The following is a 15,573-nucleotide window of genomic DNA, read 5'->3' as shown; positions in this document are numbered from 1 at the left end:
GCCGCCGGTGCCTGCGCGGTCTTGTCCCCGTCGGTCTGCTGCGCAGAGCCCGCGGTACCCGAGCCCTGCGGAGGTTGCACCCCCGCGGGAGTCCGCGGCTGCTTGTCGGCGCCTGGTACGCGGGACGAACCAGCGCTGCCCGGCTCCTGCGGCGATTCGGTCTTCGCGGGAGCGCCGCCCGGCCCTCCCGCCCCACCGGACGCCTGCGCAGGGCCACCAGCTTCGCCGGCACCGGGTGCCGAGTGCGGCGCACTACCGCCGCCACCCTGCCCCCCACCGGACGCCTGCTCAGGCGCCACTCCCGGCTTCCGAACCGCCGAAGCAGCTCCAGCACCCCCCACTTCCTGCCCGCTCGCCGCCGCGTCCACCTGCCCCGGCCGAACACCCTGCCCCTGCGGGGAACTCGAATCCCCCTGCCCCGCAGCAGAACCCTGCAACCCCACCTTCTCGGTCACCGCATCACCCCCCTGCGCAGCAATAGCCTCCGTTGGCGCGGAATCTCCGGATACCGAGTTCGTCTCGTCGTTCGGGTGGGACACCTACTACCCCTCGTTCCAGGCCGGGTCTTGTGAGTTGCGCGCCAGCCTATCGAGCATTTCCGGGAGCGGTGCACAATGATCCCCATGACCTCGTTCGGTGATCTGCTCGGCCCCCAGCCGGTCCTGCTTCCGGAACTCCACGACGCGGAGGACGCGCTGGACGGCGGCGCCGATCCGGTCGTCGTCGCGGCCGCGCACCCGTCGGCCTCCATCGCCTGGGCGCTCCTGGCCGAGGCGGCGCTGGACCGGGCAGGCGAGGGCGAGGTGAACCACGACGTGGTCGCCGCCTACGCCTTCGCCCGCACCGGCTACCACCGCGGCCTCGACCTGCTGCGCCGCAACGGCTGGAAGGGCTTCGGCCCGGTCCCGTGGAGCCACGAGCCGAATCGCGGCTTCCTGCGCAGCGTCGGCGCGCTGGCCAGGGCCGCCAAAGCGGTCGGTGAGAGCGACGAGTACGCCCGCTGCCTCGACCTGCTCGAGGACTGCGATCCGCGGGCGGCGGCCGAGCTCGGCCTGGACTGACCCGGCTTTGGCGGCGACGCGCGATCGGGTCAGGGCGGCGGGGCAGAGCGGCGCCGACCGCTTCCGCCGCTCCGCCCAGCGGCTGCGCACCTCGGCGCTGCCGATCCTGCAGTGCTCGGTCGGCGCCGCGCTGGCCTGGTTCATCGCGCACACCGTGATCGGCCACCCGCAGCCGTTCTTCGCGCCGACGGCGGCGGTGGTCTCGATCGGCATCTCGTTCGGCGCGCGGGTGCGCCGCTCGGTGGAGCTGGTGGTCGGCGTCGCGGTCGGCATCGGCATCGGCGACGTCTTCATCTCCCGGGTCGGGACCGGGGTCTGGCAGATCGCGCTGGTGGTCGCGGTCGCGATGGCGCTGGCGATCTTCCTCGACGGCGGCTCGATCATCTCGATCCAGGCCGCGGGCTCGGCGGTGCTGGTGGCGACGCTGCTGCCGCCCGCCTCCGGCGGCGACCTCTCCCGGATGGTCGACGCCCTGGTCGGCGGGCTGGTCGGGGTGGTCGTGGTCGCCGCGATCCCGCTGCACCCGGTGCGCCGGGCCCGCAACCACGCCGCCGACGTCCTCGCCGTCACCCGCGACGCGCTGCTGCAGGGCGCCGAGGGGCTGCTGGAGCAGGACCAGGAGAAAGTGCGCGCCGCGCTCACCGCCATGCGCGCCACGCAGCCGCAGATCGACGCGCTGCGCTCCACCCTGGAGGGCGGCCGCGAGATCAGCCGCATCTCCCCGCTCTACTGGAACTCCCGCACCCGGCTGGAGCGCGTCGGCGCCACCGCCGACCCGCTGGACAACGCGGTCCGCAACGTCCGCGTCCTGCTGCGCCGCTCGCTCACCCTGATCCGCGACGACGAGATCCTGGACCAGCGGCTGATCGACGCGATCGAGCAGCTCGGCCACGCCGTCGAGGTCATGCGCGCGATGATGCTCGCCGACCCGGGCGAGCAACCCGACCAGGCCGAGGCCGCCCGGGTGCTGCGCAGCATCGCCAAGGCCGCCCGGCCGGAGCTGGTCGCGGGTGCCGGGCTGTCGGCGCACGTGGTGTTCGCGCAGCTCAGGTCGGCCGTCGTGGATCTCATGCAGGTCTGCGGGATGAAGCGGATCTCGGCCATCGCGCTGCTGCCGCCGACGGTGGAGAACCCGTACGTGCGCCCGGCGGAGTAGTCGAGTAGTCCGCTACTCGCGTCCCGGCGGCGCCGGAACCCTAGCGTTCAGGTCGGGCCGAGCCACGAGGGGTGCGCGGCCCGATACTTCGGTCGGCGGGGCCGCGCTCCCACTCCGGTGGGATCCCGTCGGCCGAATGTGGTCGCCCGGCTCCTCCCCGGTGAGCCGGGCGACCCACCCTCAGGTCCAGAACCGGGTGAGGTAGCCGCCGTAGCGGGACCACACGTCCGGCACGCCGGAGAGCTCGAAGAGCCAGTAGACGACGTCGAAGAAGACCGCGTTGATCGCGGGCGTGAAGAGCAGCGCGAAGACCAGCAGCATGCCGAACGGTTCGAACTGCTCCAGCCCGCGCCTCGTCCGGTAGCTGAGCGATGGCTTGAGCACCCCGTACCCGTCCAGCCCCGGAATCGGCAGGCTGTTCAGCAGCGCGGCGGTGACCTGGAGAAACGCCAGGAAACTCAACCCGAACCAGAACGCCGCGTGCTCGCTCGAACTGCCGAACACCCGGACGATCGCCAGCAGCAGCACCGCGAAAACCAGGTTGACCAGCGGCCCGGCCGCCGAGATCAGCCGCTGCACATGCTTGGAGGCGAAGTCGGTCCGCACGTACACCGCCCCGCCGGGCAGCCCGATCCCGCCGAGCGCGATGAAGACGATCGGCAGCCCGATCGAGAGCAGCGGGTGGCTGTACTTGAGCGGGTTCAGCGTCAGGTAGCCGCGGATCTCGACCTCCCGGTCGCCCGCCCGCCACGCGGCGTAGGCGTGCGCGAACTCGTGCACGCAGAGCGTCACCACCCAGCCCGCCACCACCAGCGTGAAGACACCAGCCTTGGCCCGCACCGAGTCGAGCTCGGCGGTCCAGGCCAGCACCCCGCCGCCGATCGCGACCGCGAGCACCAGCAGGAAGATCGGGCTCGGGCGCACCGCGCGCCGCGCCGTCGGCAGGCTCATCGCACCAGCAGCCAGGGCTCGTGGTGCCGGTAGAAGCTGGCGCGCTTGACCACCCGGTCGTTCGCGATGCCGTCCCTGGTCACCACCGCGCCCGGCGTGCCGAGCTGCGCGGCCCTCCCCTCCAGCCAGCGCCGCCTGCGGAACCGGCGCCGCACGCAGGCGCGCACCCCCGGCTCCTCGATCGACGGCGAGACCAGCAGCGCCGGGACCGCCCCGGTGAACAGCCGCTGCTCGTCCACGTAGACCTCGCCCTCCAGCGCCCCGCCGTCCGGGCCGGTGAGCGTGGCGCGCCCGACCAGCACGGTGCCGGTGTCGTCCCGGATCAGCGGGGTCTCGGCGGCCCTGCCCTCCAGCGCGCGCTTGGCCGCGGCGTTGCCGGTGCCGGTCTGGTAGGCGCGAGAGCCGTAGGTCTTCTCCACCGGCACGTAGCCGATCTCGACGTGCAACCGCTCGGTCCGCATGAGGTGCGTGAGGACGGCGGCCAGCGCCGCGTCGGCGCCGAGCACGATCAGGCGTGGCTTGCTGTCCGTGGCGAGCACCGGAAGCAGCTCGTCCACCAGCGATTCGGCCGGAACGGGATCGGTCTGCGTGGTCGGCTGCGAGGCGAGCGCGATCGGGACGGGCGCGTCCGCACAACGGAGAACGTGGGTACTCACCGTGGCCGCACACCTTCCTCGGTCCGAACGACCGCCGCGCTCCGCCCGCCGCGACCGGCCACTCGCCGGTCCGCACCGTGCGAGCTTAGCCGCGCGCGGCACAGCGTGGAGAACAGCGGTTCCCGGCCGTGCGCGGCCGGTCGGCTAGACTGTCCTCCCGGCCACCGCCCCAGTACGGCAGGTAGCTGCAGCACAGAGGGTGCTGCGCCTCGAACCGTAGGAGTCAGCACCATGCCGGCAATCGTCCTGATCGGCGCCCAGTGGGGCGACGAGGGAAAGGGCAAAGCGACCGATCTGCTCGGTGAGCGGTTGCAGTGGGTGGTTCGGTACCAGGGCGGCAACAATGCCGGCCACACCGTGGTGCTTCCCAACGGTGACAAGTTCGCGCTGCACCTCATTCCGTCCGGCATCCTGACCCCCGGCGTCACCAACGTGATCGGCAACGGGGTCGTGGTCGATCCCGGTGTGCTCCTCGACGAGCTGGCCGGACTGGAACAGCGCGACGTCGATACCTCCGGGCTGCTGCTCTCGGCCGACGCGCACCTGATCATGCCGTACCACGTCGCCATCGACAAAGTGACCGAACGCTTCCTCGGCAACAAGAAGATCGGCACCACCGGCCGCGGCATCGGCCCCTGCTACCAGGACAAGGTGGCCCGCGTCGGCGTCCGGGTTGCGGACGTGCTCGACGAGAAGATCCTCACCCAGAAGGTCGAGGCAGCACTGGAATTCAAGAACCAGGTGCTGGTCAAGATCTACAATCGCCGCGCGCTCGACCCGCAGCAGGTGGTGGACGAGGTCCTCGCGCAGGCCGCCGGCTTCACGCACCGCATCGCCGACACCAGGCTGCAGCTGAACGAGGCGCTGGAGCGCGGCGAGACCGTGCTGTTGGAGGGCTCGCAGGGCACCCTGCTCGACGTCGACCACGGCACCTACCCGTACGTCACCTCGTCCAACCCCACGGCGGGCGGCGCAGCCGTCGGCGCCGGGATCGGGCCGAACAAGATCGACACGGTGCTCGGCATCCTCAAGTGCTACACCACCCGCGTCGGCTCCGGCCCCTTCCCGACCGAGCTCTTCGACCAGTACGGCGAATTCCTCGCCAAGCAGGGCGGCGAGGTCGGCGTCACCACCGGCCGCGCCCGCCGCTGCGGCTGGTTCGACGCCGTGATCGCCCGCTACGCCACCCGCGTCAACGGCATCACCGACTACTTCCTCACCAAGCTCGACGTCCTCTCCAGCCTGGACCGCGTCCCGATCTGCGTCGCCTACGAGGTGGATGGTGAGCGGGTCGAGCAGATGCCGACCACGCAGACCGGGTTCCACCACGCCAAGCCGATCTTCGAGGAGATGCCGGGGTGGTGGGAGGACATCTCGCACGCGCGGACCTTCGAGGAGTTGCCCGCCAACGCGCAGGCGTATGTGCTGCGGTTGGAGGAGTTGTCGGGGGCTCGGATCTCGTGCATCGGGGTCGGGCCCGGGCGCGATCAGACGATCGTCCGGCACGACGTTCTGAGCTGACGCCACTCCTCCACCTGTAAGTCGGTTGCACAGCCGATGCGCGGCGGCCTAGTTTGGCCGCGTACCGCTACGGAAGTGGGCCGACGGTGAATGCATCCGAGATCACCACCACGGAGGCCGCGGACATCCTGCGCATGTCGCGGCCCGCGCTGATGAAACTCGTTCGGAGCGGCCAGATCCCCTCCCGCGACGTCGGGTCGCACACGCGGCTGCGCACCAGCGACGTACTGGCCTACCGGCGCGGGCAGCTCGAACGGCAGAGCGCGGCCTTCGATGAGCTGCGCGCGATCGAGGAGGAGTGGGGCGTCGTCGACTGCGGCGGGCCGGGAGAGTAGCGCTACGGTGTAGCGCCCACGCAGGAGGAAGACCATGACCGCAGCGCGACGAACGGGAGCCCGATGGGCGCTCCCGCTGCTGGTGTCAGCCCTGCTCCTGCTCGGTTGCGGCGCGCAGGAAACCTCCGTCACGGTGACATCCGAAACCTCGGCCCCGACCGAGTCGGTGCAGGACCGCAACCTCCGCGTCCGCGAGCAACTACTCCGGCTCGGCTGCACCACGAACGCCTGCCTGCAGACCTACTTCGCCTGCCAGGAAGGCGCCCTCACCGGCGATCCCTGCCTCTTCTACCGGGAGCACCCGCTGCCCTGACGGGATACACTCCTAATCCGCCCCGGCCGATCGTGCACTACGCGCTCGGACGTGTTCGTTCTCAACAGCACGTTGCCCCCTCCGGCATGCAGGGGGCGGCGTGAGTGATCTGTCGGCAGCGTTGCCGAGCCTCAACGGTTTCGCCACGGATCTCAGGGAGTGACCTGAATCTTCCGCCACCGAGTGGAACCGGGACACCGCGATGAAACGTAGCGCGCGCAATGGTGGTGCTCGCCGGTGGCGGGTATGGGTGGCGTGGTTCCTCGGCCTGAGTGTGTTGGTTGCACTCGGTCTGTACGGGTGCCAGCGTGCGACTTACTACGCGGTCGACCAGATGAAGGTGCCCGATGTCGAGGAGTCGCTGAGCCCGGAATTGTTGCAGGAAGCCACCGACTACGGCGATTGGGTCCTGCCATCCGATTCCTCGGTGCTGCTCGTCAAGCGGGAGACAATCCGGGACCGGAAGTACCAGATCGCGGTACGAACAACTCATGACGGCTTCGCGGCAATGCTCGAACAATCGCGGTTCCCTGCCCAGTTCAACCCCCGCACACGATTCGGCCTGATAGAAACCATCGCAGGACCGCCGTTGGCCTCGTCGCCTCGGGTGGAACAGGCGCAGGAAGCCTGGTTCACCTCGGCAGCGGGTGAGGTGATGATTCGTGACGTCACCGTCGACATGCGCGACGAGAACACGTTGTTCGTGCACATCGAGTTCCGCGGTGTCTAGAACAGCGTCGGCTCCCCGAACCCCGACGTCCGCTCGATAGCGAGCATCCGCTGCTTGGTATCGATCCCACCCGGCGCCGAAAACCCGTGCAGCGCATGGTCGGCGGCGAGCACCCGATGGCACGGAATGATCAGCGGAATCGGATTCCGCCCCATCGCCCGCCCGACAGCCTGCGCGCCGCGCGGCGCCCCGGCCAAAGCGGCAACCTCCCCGTACCCGATGGTCCGCCCCGGCCGCACCTCCCGGATGATCCGATAGATCTCCCGATGGAACTGCGGAACCCCGGACAGATCCAGCGCGATCCAGCGCAGATCGTCGAGTTCCCCGGCGAGGTGGGCACGGATCGCGGTGACCGCGGCCGCGATCGCTCCAGCCGGGGCCTCGGTCAGCGGGGGAGTGCCGTCGCGCTCGGCGAACCGAGCCCGCAACTGTTCCGGATCGGACTCCGGCAGCGCGAACCCGGTCACCGCGTCGCCAACCCAGCTGAGCGCGCACGCACCCAGTTCCGTATCGAAGACGACGGTCGCCATGCCCTCAGTCTGCCGGTACGCACCGACACCTTCGGCGCGGACCGGCCCGACGGAAATCAGGCCACTTTCCGGTGGGTGGACCTTTCGGTTCGGCTGTCCGACGTCTCCGTCGAACTGGCCTGGTACTTCTCCTCCCTGGCCCGCAACGCCTCCAGATCCGCGATCTGCCGATGCATGTCGTAGGCGGACGGGCCCGGATCGTTGCTCGGGAACGAGCGGAATCGCTCCGGATACCAGGGCGGTTCCCCGTCCCGGGGCGCGTAGTAGTAGGCCAGCAGGCCGAAGGTGGTCAGGGCGAAGAGGGTGAGCAGTGCGGTCATAGGAATGAGAATCCGCTAACTGGACTTGCCGATACATAGCCACTTGCCGAATACTGGACACTTATGGCGACAAGAGTGATCGGTGCGACCAGCCTCACCCGCGATCTGGGCAGCTGGCGCAGCGCCGGCGACGAGTCCGAGGCCAAGCGCGGCTCCCGCCCCGCCTACCTGGCCCTGGCCGAGGGCATCCGGCTGCTCATCCACGACGGCCGCGCCCCGCTCGGCGTCGCGCTGCCCAGCGAACGCGACCTGGCGACCACGCTCGGCGTCAGCCGCACCACGATCACCTCCACGTACGCGCTGCTCCGCGAGCACGGCTACCTGATCAGCAGGCAGGGTTCGCGCAGCACCGTCGCGCTGCCCCCCGCCGTCCAGCACGACGGCAGCAAACCGTCCCGCAGCATCCTCGCCATGATGACCCAGCCCGAGCAACCCACCATCGACCTCACCTACGCCGCCATGACCGCTCCCCCGGAGATGCGCGAGGCCTACGCCGCCGCCCTGGAGGGCATCCCGTCCTTCCTCGGCACCCACGGCATGGACCCGGTCGGCGTGCTCGCCCTCCGCGAGGCCATCGCCCGCCGCTACACCGAACGCGGCCTCCCCACCGGCCCGGACCAGATCCTGGTCACCCTCGGCGCCCAGCACGGCCTCCGCCTGCTGCTCAACGTCCTCACCTCGCCGACGGCGCGGGTTCTCATCGACCACCCCACCTACCCCAACGGCATCGAGGCCATCCGCGACGTCGGCGCCCGCCCGGTCCCCGTCCCGCTGCGCCCCGACGAGCCCGGCAAGGCATGGGACCTGGACGGCATCCGCAGCGCCGCCAGGCAAACCGCCGCCACCCTCGCCTACCTGGTCCCCGACTTCAACAACCCCACCGGCCTCCGGATGGACGCCGAGGACCGCGCCGAACTCGCCGCCATCGCCCGCGAAACCCGGATGACCGTCGTCGTCGACGAGTCCATGGGCGAACTCGACCTCAGTGGCTCCCAAGCCCCGCCCCCCGCAGCGGCTTTCGCGAAGGGATCGGAGATCGTCACGATCGGCTCGGCCTCGAAATCGTTCTGGGGCGGGCTGCGCGTCGGCTGGATCCGCACCAACCAGGCGCTCATCACCAAGCTGCTCGGCATCCGCTCCACCGTCGACCTCGGCACCCCCGTCATGGACCAGCTCGCCCTCGTCCACCTGCTCGGCATCTCCGACGTGCTGCTCGACCGCCGCCGGAGCCACCTCCGCGACCAGCGGGCAGCGCTGCTGGACGCACTCGCCGAGGAGCTCCCCGACTGGCGTGTCGCGCCGAACACCGGCGGCATGTCCGTCTGGGCACAGCTCCCCGCACCCGTCTCCACCGCTCTTGCCGCTACGGCCCCGAACCACGGCGTCCTGCTGACCGCGGGACCGCGCTTCGGCGTCCAGGGCGCCTTCGAGCGGTTCCTTCGTCTCCCGTATACGCATCAGGAGGCGGACCTGCGGCTGGCGGTCAAGTCGATCGCCAGCGCCTACGAAGCCCTCACCCCGCGCGCCGCCGACCCTCTCCAGCCATTGACCTACTGACCGCGCACCGGCAGCGAACACCGCGCCGGCGCCGGTGGCTACCTGGGCGGTTACCTCCATGTGCCGAGCGGACGACAAAGTGCCTCCTTGGCGGCACCGCGCGGGTGGGCCAGGATTCCTGTCAGGCCGCGCAGCCCGCGGCTGACGAGGAGATTCGACAGGGGAGGAAACATGAAAGCACGGTCGAGGATGGCTGCCGCGGCAGCGGTCGCCATGGCCTTCGGGATCTTCGGGGGCGCCGTCGCGCACGCGGAGAAGCCGGTGGGACGGGTGGAGACCGAGAACTACTCGAACAAGTCCCAGTGTGACCGGCGTGCCGCGGAGCTGAACAAGCAGGGCATCAGTGCCCGCGTCACCGCCACCGGCAACGGCTGCCAGGTGATCTGGGCCAGCAGGTAATACGCCGGCGGCGGCATTCGGTCACACTGCCCGCCTCGGCACCAGCCGGGGCGGGCGGTCGCCGGTTCTACTGCTTCACCATCGCCAGATCCCACTGCCCGTGCGGATCTTCCCACACCGCGACGACCTCGCCGAGCGGTCCGACCCCACCGTCCGCGCTGTCGACGCGGTCGAGCTCCGCACCCTCCTCGATGCCATTGATCCAGCGCAGCGCCGCATCCTCGGTGCCGTCTGTGGCGAGACGCAGATAGCCGATCCGCCAATCGTCTCCGGGCGAGGCGACGTCACGCCCGAGGACATAGTCGCCATCGACCAGATACCAGCTCCGGCTCGCGTCCACGCGGAGGGCGAGATCGTCGTGGAACACCAGGAACGGATTCTCGAAGCTCAGTGTGCCGTTGAGTACATCGGGCGCGAGCCAGCCGCCGAGCCGGTCCAGTTCGGTCTCCCGGATGAAGTTGCCCCACGCGTACAGCGCGTACGTATTCGGTTGTGCCACAGCGGGAACGATAACCGGTGGCGCGGACACGCCCGCACCACCGGTCGAGAACCTACTCCGCCCAGACCTTGTCGATCGGCGTCGCCTCGGTGGGCGGCGCACTCGGCACCTCGGGCGGCGTCCGCGAGAACCGCGGCGCGGGCGCGTGCTGCACCACCCCGTCGATGTCGACCAGGCTGTTCCGCGCCACCAGGTGCGGGTTCTGCTCGGCCTCGGTGAAGGTGAGCACCGGGCTGGTGCAGGCGTCGGTGCCCTCGAAGACCGCGGCCCACTCGTCGCGGGTCTTGGACTTGAACTTCTCGGTGAAGAGCTTCCTGAGCTCGTCCTGCCCGTTCGGGTCGATCTGGTGCGGGAGCCCGGCGGGGTCGATCTCCAACCCCTTCAGCAGCTCGGCGTAGAACTGGGGCTCGATCGCGCCGACGGCCATGTACTTGCCGTCGGAGGTCTCGTAGGTGTCGTAGAACGCCATGCCGGTGTCGAGCAGGTTGGTGCCGCGCTCCTCCGACCACAGCCCGACGCCGCGCATGCCCCAGATCATGTGCGAGAGCGAGATCGCGCCGTCCACCATGGCCGCGTCGATGACCTGACCCTTACCGGAGCTCTGCCGCTCGACCAGCGCGGCCAGGATGCCGAAGACCAGGTACATCGAGCCGCCGCCGAAGTCGCCCGCCAGGTTCAGCGGCGGCACCGGGCGCTCACCCTTGCGGCCGATGGCGTGCAGCACGCCGGTGATGGAGATGTAGTTGATGTCGTGGCCGGCGCGGTCCGCGAGCGGGCCGTGCTGGCCCCAGCCGGTCATCCGGCCGTAGACGACGCGCGGGTTGCGGGCCAGCACATCGTCCGGGCCGAGGCCCATGCGCTCGGTGACGCCCGGCCGGAAGCCCTCGATCAGCACGTCGGCCTTCTCGACCAAGTCGAGCACCTTCGCGATGTCGGCAGGATCCTTGAGGTTGGCCTCCACGATCGTGCGGCCGCGCCACTGCGGGCGCTCCATGTGCCCGGGCAGCTGGTGGGGGCGCTGCACGCGCACCACGTCGGCGCCGAGGTCGGCGAGCAGCAGTGCCGCGTGCGGGCCCGGGCCGATCCCGGCCAGTTCGATCACCTTGATGCCCGCGAGCGGGCCCTGCTTGCCGGTGGTTTCTGTGCTCACGCCCTACCTCGGTTCGTCGTCGCAGCCGTTCGTATTGACAGTATGACAACAAGGGGTTGCGGGTCTATGCGCCCCTGCCGGGGTGGTGCGATCAGACCTTACGGACGAGCACGGTGGGTGGCAGCAGTCGCTCCAGATCGTCGACGTCCGAGGTGAAGACGGTGACGAACCCCGGCTGTTGCATGGCGACCACCGCCAGCACGGCGTCGATCGCGTATTTGTGCCCGTGCAGCCCGGCGGCGGTGAGCAGTTCGCGGGCCGCCCGCGCCTCGTCCTTACCGATCGTGGCGACCCGCATCCTGGAGACCACCCAGTTCCATCGCGCAGCGGGAGTTCGGGGATCGTGTGCCTCGATGAGCGTCATCGGGGAGGTGATCACGTCGACGTGGCCGTCGCGCGCATTGGCCAGGCGGGCCAGCATGGCGCGGTCGCCGCGGACGGCCAGCGCCAGTGCCTCGCTGTCGAGGACGAAGGTCTGCGGTATCGGCTGGAGTCGGCGGGTGGGTGTCACGCGGCGCCCTGGCCGCCCTGGGCCGCCCGGCGGCGGATGTGCTCGGCGTGCAGGTCGTCGAGTTCCCGGTCGGCTATCGCGGCTTCCTCGGCGGTGACGGCTCCGTGCTCCTGCTCCAGCCAGTCCGCCAACTCGCCGATGAGGTCGCGATCCCGTTGCGCTCGAACCGCCTCGGTGATGTACGCCGACAGGCCGCGTTCGGCGATCTCCGCACGGACCTCGTCCAGGAGCTCCTCCGGGATGGTGACGGTGATCTTCTTGGTCGCCATACTTATCACCATACTCCGGTAGGTGCTGCACTCGACCCGGACATCGGCGACAATGCCCCCGTGAGCGTATGGGGCGAGGTCCTGGTCGGACTGGTGATCCTGGTGGGACTCGTCGGCATCATCGTGCCGATCATGCCGGGTGTGATCCTGATCTTCGGAGCGATCGCCGTCTGGGCGTTCCTGACCGGCGGGGCGACGGCGTGGACGGTTCTGGCGATAGCGACTGTGCTGCTGGTGATCTCGGGCGTGGTGAAGTACACGTGGCCGGGGAAGAACATCAAGGCGGCGGGGGTGCCGAACCGGACGTTGCTGATCGGGGCGGTGCTCGGGATCGTCGGGTTCTTCGTGGTGCCGGTGATCGGGCTGGTGCTCGGGTTCGTGCTGGGGGTGTACCTGTCGGAGTGGCAGCGGCTGCCCGACGAGGAGCAGGCGCGCAGGTCGACGGGGCACGCGTTGAAGGGCGTTGGGCTGTCGATTCTGATCGAGCTGTTCGGGGCGCTGCTCGCTACCGGGGTGTGGGTGATCGGGGCGTTCGTGGCCTGAGCCTGCTACTCGATGACCGGTAGGGGGAGTGTGGCGTTGGGGTCGAGCTGGTCGCGGCGCAGGGGGAGGGTCGGCGGGTCCTCGGGAACGGCCTGCCAGCGGCCGGGGCGGGGGTCGGAGCCCGCGGGGCGGCGGCGGGGCGGGAGTTTGTAGAAGGCGCGGGCGTTGTCTTCCAGGACGGCGTGCATGTCGGTGCCGACGACGTCGCAGAGCAGGTCGACGTCGGAGTCGCGGAAGGGGCGGCCCGCGCGGGTGCCGGGCAGGTCGGTGCCGAACATGAGGGCCTGCGGGTTCACGGCGTGGATGCGGCGCAGGGTGTCGGGGACGCGCATCTGGACGCGGCCGAAGCCGGTGGCCTTCACGCGGGCGCCGCGGTCGACCAGGTCGAGGAGGTACGGCACGGCTTCGGCGGACATGCCGAGGTGGTCGACGGAGAGCGCGGGCAGCTTGGTGACGACGGGTTGCAGCGAGGCCAGCATCTGACCGTCGATATACAGCTCGACGTGCCAGCCCGCGATGTCGTGTGCCCGCACCGCCTGCTGGGTGAGCTGGGTGATGTCGCCCGCCGCGCGTTTCAGATTGAAGCGCAGCGCGCGCACGCCGATCTTGTTCAGCTCCTGGATCTCCCCGTCGGAGGCGTCCAGGTCGAGCCGGGTGACGCCGACCCAGCCCGAACCGAGCTCGGCGAGCGCGGCTTTCAGGTAGCTCTGGTCGGTCCCCTGGAAGGAGCCGCTGACCACGGCGCCGCCGCTGATGTCGAAGCGCGCCATCCGCTTTCGATAGTCGGCGACGGTGTAGGAGGAGGGCAGGTGTCCCTCGTTCTCGGCCAGCGGGAACCGCGGGTCGAAGATGTGGACGTGGGCATCGAACACGTGTACAGAATGCCTCGAGGTGGGTGCGGCTGTCGCCTGCCGGACTCCTGCGTTCCGGCAGGCGTCGCGCCCGGCCGCGGGCTAGACCTTGTTCGGCTCGCTGGCGCGCAGCATGTCCTCGCGCTCCACGACCTTGACCCGCTCGCGGCCCTCCGGCTCGCCCAGCGAGCGCTCGTGCGCGTCCAGGCGGTACCAGCCCTGCCAGGTGGTGTAGGGCACGCCCTTGCCCTCGAGGAACTCGACAACGGCCGCCGGGTCCGGGTTCTCGGCGCGCGGGAAGTTCTTGCTGTCGTCGAGCAGGCAGGCGACGGTCTCGTTGGCGTCGCCCTTGGTGTGGCCGATCAGGCCGACCGGGCCGCGCTTGATCCAGCCGGTCACGTAGGTGCCGGGCAGGTAGCGGGCCTGGCCGTCGGCGTTCTCGTCGATCAGGACGCGGCCCGCCTCGTTCGGCACGGTGCCCGCCTGGTCGTCGAAGGGCAGCTGGGTGACGTTCTGCGACAGGTAGCCGACGGCGCGGTACACGGCCTGCACCTCCCAGTCGCGGTACTCACCGGTGCCCTTGACGTTGCCGGTGCCGTCCAGCTGGGTGCGCTCGGTGCGCAGCCCGACGACCTTGCCGTCGGCGTCGCCGACCACCTCGGTCGGCGCCTCGAAGAAGTGCAGGAAGAGCTTGTGCGGGCGGTCGCCCTGGTCGCGGATGGCCCACTGCTCCAGCGTGTTGGCGACCATGTCGACCTGCTTGGAGTGCCTGCGCGCGGCCTCGGAGCCCTCGTCGTAGTCGATGTCCTGCGGATCGACGATGACCTCGATGGTCGGCGAGTGGTCGAGCTCGCGCAGCTCCAGCGGGGTGAACTTGGCCTGCGCGGGGCCGCGGCGGCCGAAGACGTGCACCTCGACGGCCTTGTTCTGCTTGAGGCCCTCGTAGACGTTCGGCGGGATCTCGGTCGGCAGCAGCTCGTCGCCGGTCTTGGCGAGCACGCGGGCGATGTCCAGCGCGACGTTGCCGACGCCGAGCACCGCGACCTTCTCGGCCTCCAGCGGCCAGCTGCGCGGGACGTCCGGGTGGCCGTCGTACCAGGAGACGAAGTCGGCGGCGCCGTAGGAGCCGTCCAGCTCGATGCCGGGGATGGTGAGCGCGCGGTCGGCGTTGGCGCCGGTGGAGAAGATCACGGCGTCGTAGAAGCGGCGCAGATCGTCCAGGGTGATGTCGGTGCCGTAGTCGATGTTGCCGAGCAGCCGCACCTGCTCCTTGTCCAGCACCTTGTGCAGCGCGGTGATGATGCCCTTGATCCGCGGGTGGTCCGGCGCGACGCCGTAGCGGATCAGGCCGAACGGCGCAGGCATCCGCTCGTACAGATCGATGGAGACGTCCGCGTCGGACTTCATCAGCGCGTCGGCGGCATAGATCCCGGCCGGGCCTGCACCCACGATCGCAATGCGGAGCGGCCGGGCCGCCTCACTCTGTTCGGTCATGTTCACGCGCACCTTCGGTCGATACGTTCATCTGGCGTCTACTTAGCCCAGGCTAACCTGAGATCGGTCCGGAACCGCGCTCCCATTCTCCCCGGAGCATCGGACGGCGGCTCCGGCACGAGTCGCAAGCAACCATTCTATCGGCCCTGCTCCGCTCGGTCCGCGACCCGGGTACGCAGCGCGTATCGTGCGGGGCCGGTGCGCCGACGGCCCAGGTCATCGGTGATCATCGAGGGATGAGTGAGCAGCAGCCCGGCGGCGACGAGCCGGAAGTCCGATCGATCGTGCCGTTCGTGGCGGCGGGCCTGCTCGCGGTGCTGGTCCTGGTGGGGATCGTGATCGCCGGGGTGCTCTCGCCCGCTGAGAAAAATGTCACAGAGGCGGACAAATTGGCGGCCGCGGTGCGCAACTACGCCGACGCGCGCGGCCGCAGCGACCTGGTGCCCCCGCCCGGCACCGCCTGCCCCGGCTTCGACGAGGCCGCCTCGCCGCTCGCCGAGCAGCTGGGCGGGCCGGAAACGAGCACCGATATCGAGGTCGCCGAGCTGGCGAACCCGGTGGTCGACGGCGAGCGCGGCCGGATCACGGTGACCACGCGGGTGGACGGCCGCACGGCCACCGCAACCTGGAACCTGGCGAAGGAAGGCGACCGCTGGCTGGTCTGCGGATGACGCGCCCGGACGCGGGAGAACTCGTGTTGACAGCACCCGCTTTCCCGGGGCAATCT

At 70.1% G+C, this 15,573-nt stretch carries 20 protein-coding genes; 10 read left to right on the top strand and 10 right to left on the bottom strand.

Features of this window, described 5'->3' with window-relative positions:
* Positions 1 to 623: 623 nt before the first annotated feature.
* Both LTT61_RS16865 and LTT61_RS16860 read left to right on the top strand, forming a co-directional pair.
* Positions 624 to 1,061, top strand: coding sequence for a DUF3151 domain-containing protein (locus LTT61_RS16865; RefSeq protein ID WP_233014844.1), 438 nt, complete (start codon positions 624 to 626; stop codon positions 1,059 to 1,061).
* A 7-nt stretch (positions 1,062 to 1,068) separates the two neighbouring features.
* A complete protein-coding gene (locus tag LTT61_RS16860; RefSeq protein ID WP_420094648.1) occupies positions 1,069 to 2,217 on the top strand; it encodes an FUSC family protein in 1,149 nt (382 codons plus the stop codon).
* Between the two features lie 180 nt (positions 2,218 to 2,397).
* Here the strand turns inward: LTT61_RS16860 and LTT61_RS16855 are convergent, their stop codons facing one another.
* Entirely contained in the window at positions 2,398 to 3,168 is a 771-nt protein-coding gene (locus LTT61_RS16855) for a site-2 protease family protein (RefSeq protein ID WP_233014842.1), read from the bottom strand.
* The gene (locus tag LTT61_RS16850; RefSeq protein WP_233014840.1) at positions 3,165 to 3,824 is read right to left on the bottom strand and encodes a hypothetical protein; all 660 of its coding nucleotides are present in this window, start codon (positions 3,822 to 3,824) and stop codon (positions 3,165 to 3,167) included. The genes LTT61_RS16855 and LTT61_RS16850 overlap by 4 nt, the downstream gene beginning before the upstream one ends.
* A gap of 231 nt (positions 3,825 to 4,055) precedes the next feature.
* Here LTT61_RS16850 and LTT61_RS16845 point away from each other — a divergent pair, with 231 nt between their 5' ends.
* The 4 genes from LTT61_RS16845 to LTT61_RS16830 all read left to right on the top strand — a co-directional run bounded on the left by LTT61_RS16845 (position 4,056) and on the right by LTT61_RS16830 (position 6,723).
* On the top strand, positions 4,056 to 5,345 hold the full coding sequence (locus LTT61_RS16845) for an adenylosuccinate synthase (protein WP_233014838.1): 1,290 nt from the start codon (positions 4,056 to 4,058) through the stop codon (positions 5,343 to 5,345).
* A gap of 86 nt (positions 5,346 to 5,431) precedes the next feature.
* Positions 5,432 to 5,680 (top strand): helix-turn-helix domain-containing protein, encoded by a 249-nt coding sequence (locus LTT61_RS16840; RefSeq protein ID WP_233014836.1) that lies wholly within the window; start codon positions 5,432 to 5,434, stop codon positions 5,678 to 5,680.
* A gap of 133 nt (positions 5,681 to 5,813) precedes the next feature.
* The gene (locus LTT61_RS16835) at positions 5,814 to 5,993 is read left to right on the top strand and encodes a hypothetical protein (protein ID WP_233014834.1); all 180 of its coding nucleotides are present in this window, start codon (positions 5,814 to 5,816) and stop codon (positions 5,991 to 5,993) included.
* A gap of 250 nt (positions 5,994 to 6,243) precedes the next feature.
* Positions 6,244 to 6,723, top strand: coding sequence for a hypothetical protein (locus LTT61_RS16830; RefSeq protein WP_233014832.1), 480 nt, complete (start codon positions 6,244 to 6,246; stop codon positions 6,721 to 6,723).
* On the opposite strand, the gene LTT61_RS16825 is transcribed toward LTT61_RS16830, so the two are convergent.
* Complete coding sequence (locus LTT61_RS16825; RefSeq protein ID WP_233014830.1) at positions 6,720 to 7,253, bottom strand: methylated-DNA--[protein]-cysteine S-methyltransferase; 534 nt, start codon at positions 7,251 to 7,253, stop codon at positions 6,720 to 6,722. The two genes, LTT61_RS16830 and LTT61_RS16825, sit on opposite strands and share 4 nt — an antisense overlap.
* Positions 7,254 to 7,309: 56 nt before the next feature.
* Positions 7,310 to 7,573, bottom strand: coding sequence for a hypothetical protein (locus tag LTT61_RS16820; protein ID WP_233014828.1), 264 nt, complete (start codon positions 7,571 to 7,573; stop codon positions 7,310 to 7,312).
* A 63-nt stretch (positions 7,574 to 7,636) separates the two neighbouring features.
* On the opposite strand from LTT61_RS16820, the gene LTT61_RS16815 reads away from it, so the two are divergent.
* Both LTT61_RS16815 and LTT61_RS16810 read left to right on the top strand, forming a co-directional pair.
* On the top strand, positions 7,637 to 9,130 hold the full coding sequence (locus LTT61_RS16815) for a PLP-dependent aminotransferase family protein (RefSeq protein ID WP_233014827.1): 1,494 nt from the start codon (positions 7,637 to 7,639) through the stop codon (positions 9,128 to 9,130).
* A gap of 171 nt (positions 9,131 to 9,301) precedes the next feature.
* Complete coding sequence (locus LTT61_RS16810; protein ID WP_233014817.1) at positions 9,302 to 9,529, top strand: hypothetical protein; 228 nt, start codon at positions 9,302 to 9,304, stop codon at positions 9,527 to 9,529.
* A gap of 67 nt (positions 9,530 to 9,596) precedes the next feature.
* On the opposite strand, the gene LTT61_RS16805 is transcribed toward LTT61_RS16810, so the two are convergent.
* The 4 genes from LTT61_RS16805 to LTT61_RS16790 form a co-directional block, all read right to left on the bottom strand.
* Positions 9,597 to 10,028, bottom strand: coding sequence for a hypothetical protein (locus tag LTT61_RS16805; protein ID WP_233014815.1), 432 nt, complete (start codon positions 10,026 to 10,028; stop codon positions 9,597 to 9,599).
* A 52-nt stretch (positions 10,029 to 10,080) separates the two neighbouring features.
* Positions 10,081 to 11,178: a CaiB/BaiF CoA transferase family protein gene (locus LTT61_RS16800; RefSeq protein ID WP_233014813.1), complete on the bottom strand. Its 1,098-nt coding sequence runs from the start codon at positions 11,176 to 11,178 to the stop codon at positions 10,081 to 10,083.
* 91 nt (positions 11,179 to 11,269) lie between these two features.
* The gene (locus tag LTT61_RS16795) at positions 11,270 to 11,689 is read right to left on the bottom strand and encodes a DNA-binding protein (protein ID WP_233014811.1); all 420 of its coding nucleotides are present in this window, start codon (positions 11,687 to 11,689) and stop codon (positions 11,270 to 11,272) included.
* Positions 11,686 to 11,958: a ribbon-helix-helix domain-containing protein gene (locus LTT61_RS16790; protein ID WP_233014809.1), complete on the bottom strand. Its 273-nt coding sequence runs from the start codon at positions 11,956 to 11,958 to the stop codon at positions 11,686 to 11,688. The genes LTT61_RS16795 and LTT61_RS16790 overlap by 4 nt, the downstream gene beginning before the upstream one ends.
* Positions 11,959 to 12,018: 60 nt before the next feature.
* On the opposite strand from LTT61_RS16790, the gene LTT61_RS16785 reads away from it, so the two are divergent.
* Positions 12,019 to 12,501 carry a DUF456 domain-containing protein gene (locus tag LTT61_RS16785; RefSeq protein ID WP_233014807.1) on the top strand — a complete coding sequence of 161 codons (483 nt, stop codon included), beginning with the start codon at positions 12,019 to 12,021 and terminating at the stop codon, positions 12,499 to 12,501.
* Positions 12,502 to 12,506: 5 nt separating this feature from the next.
* Here the strand turns inward: LTT61_RS16785 and LTT61_RS16780 are convergent, their stop codons facing one another.
* Positions 12,507 to 13,373, bottom strand: a complete 867-nt coding sequence (locus tag LTT61_RS16780) for an amidohydrolase family protein (protein ID WP_233014805.1) — start codon at positions 13,371 to 13,373, stop codon at positions 12,507 to 12,509.
* Between the two features lie 81 nt (positions 13,374 to 13,454).
* Entirely contained in the window at positions 13,455 to 14,846 is a 1,392-nt protein-coding gene (locus LTT61_RS16775; protein ID WP_233014795.1) for an FAD-dependent oxidoreductase, read from the bottom strand.
* A 236-nt stretch (positions 14,847 to 15,082) separates the two neighbouring features.
* Here LTT61_RS16775 and LTT61_RS16770 point away from each other — a divergent pair, with 236 nt between their 5' ends.
* Entirely contained in the window at positions 15,083 to 15,517 is a 435-nt protein-coding gene (locus LTT61_RS16770) for a hypothetical protein (protein WP_233014793.1), read from the top strand.
* The last annotated feature ends 56 nt before the right edge of the window (positions 15,518 to 15,573 follow it).

Origin of the sequence: Nocardia asteroides (genome assembly GCF_021183625.1) — a bacterium.
Lineage (GTDB): Bacteria > Actinomycetota > Actinomycetes > Mycobacteriales > Mycobacteriaceae > Nocardia > Nocardia asteroides_A.
Note: the sequence above shows the minus strand (reverse complement) of the source record. Positions and strands in the feature narration are given on the sequence as shown.

Coding starts and splice junctions, on each gene's coding strand:
- LTT61_RS16865 (WP_233014844.1), top strand. CDS start 624: ATGACCTCGTTCGGTGATCTGCTCGGCCCCCAGCCGGTCCTGCTTCCG.
- LTT61_RS16855 (WP_233014842.1), bottom strand. CDS start 3,168: ATGAGCCTGCCGACGGCGCGGCGCGCGGTGCGCCCGAGCCCGATCTTC.
- LTT61_RS16845 (WP_233014838.1), top strand. CDS start 4,056: ATGCCGGCAATCGTCCTGATCGGCGCCCAGTGGGGCGACGAGGGAAAG.
- LTT61_RS16825 (WP_233014830.1), bottom strand. CDS start 7,253: ATGGCGACCGTCGTCTTCGATACGGAACTGGGTGCGTGCGCGCTCAGC.
- LTT61_RS16820 (WP_233014828.1), bottom strand. CDS start 7,573: ATGACCGCACTGCTCACCCTCTTCGCCCTGACCACCTTCGGCCTGCTG.
- LTT61_RS16815 (WP_233014827.1), top strand. CDS start 7,637: ATGGCGACAAGAGTGATCGGTGCGACCAGCCTCACCCGCGATCTGGGC.
- LTT61_RS16810 (WP_233014817.1), top strand. CDS start 9,302: ATGAAAGCACGGTCGAGGATGGCTGCCGCGGCAGCGGTCGCCATGGCC.
- LTT61_RS16790 (WP_233014809.1), bottom strand. CDS start 11,958: ATGGCGACCAAGAAGATCACCGTCACCATCCCGGAGGAGCTCCTGGAC.
- LTT61_RS16775 (WP_233014795.1), bottom strand. CDS start 14,846: ATGACCGAACAGAGTGAGGCGGCCCGGCCGCTCCGCATTGCGATCGTG.
- LTT61_RS16770 (WP_233014793.1), top strand. CDS start 15,083: ATGAGTGAGCAGCAGCCCGGCGGCGACGAGCCGGAAGTCCGATCGATC.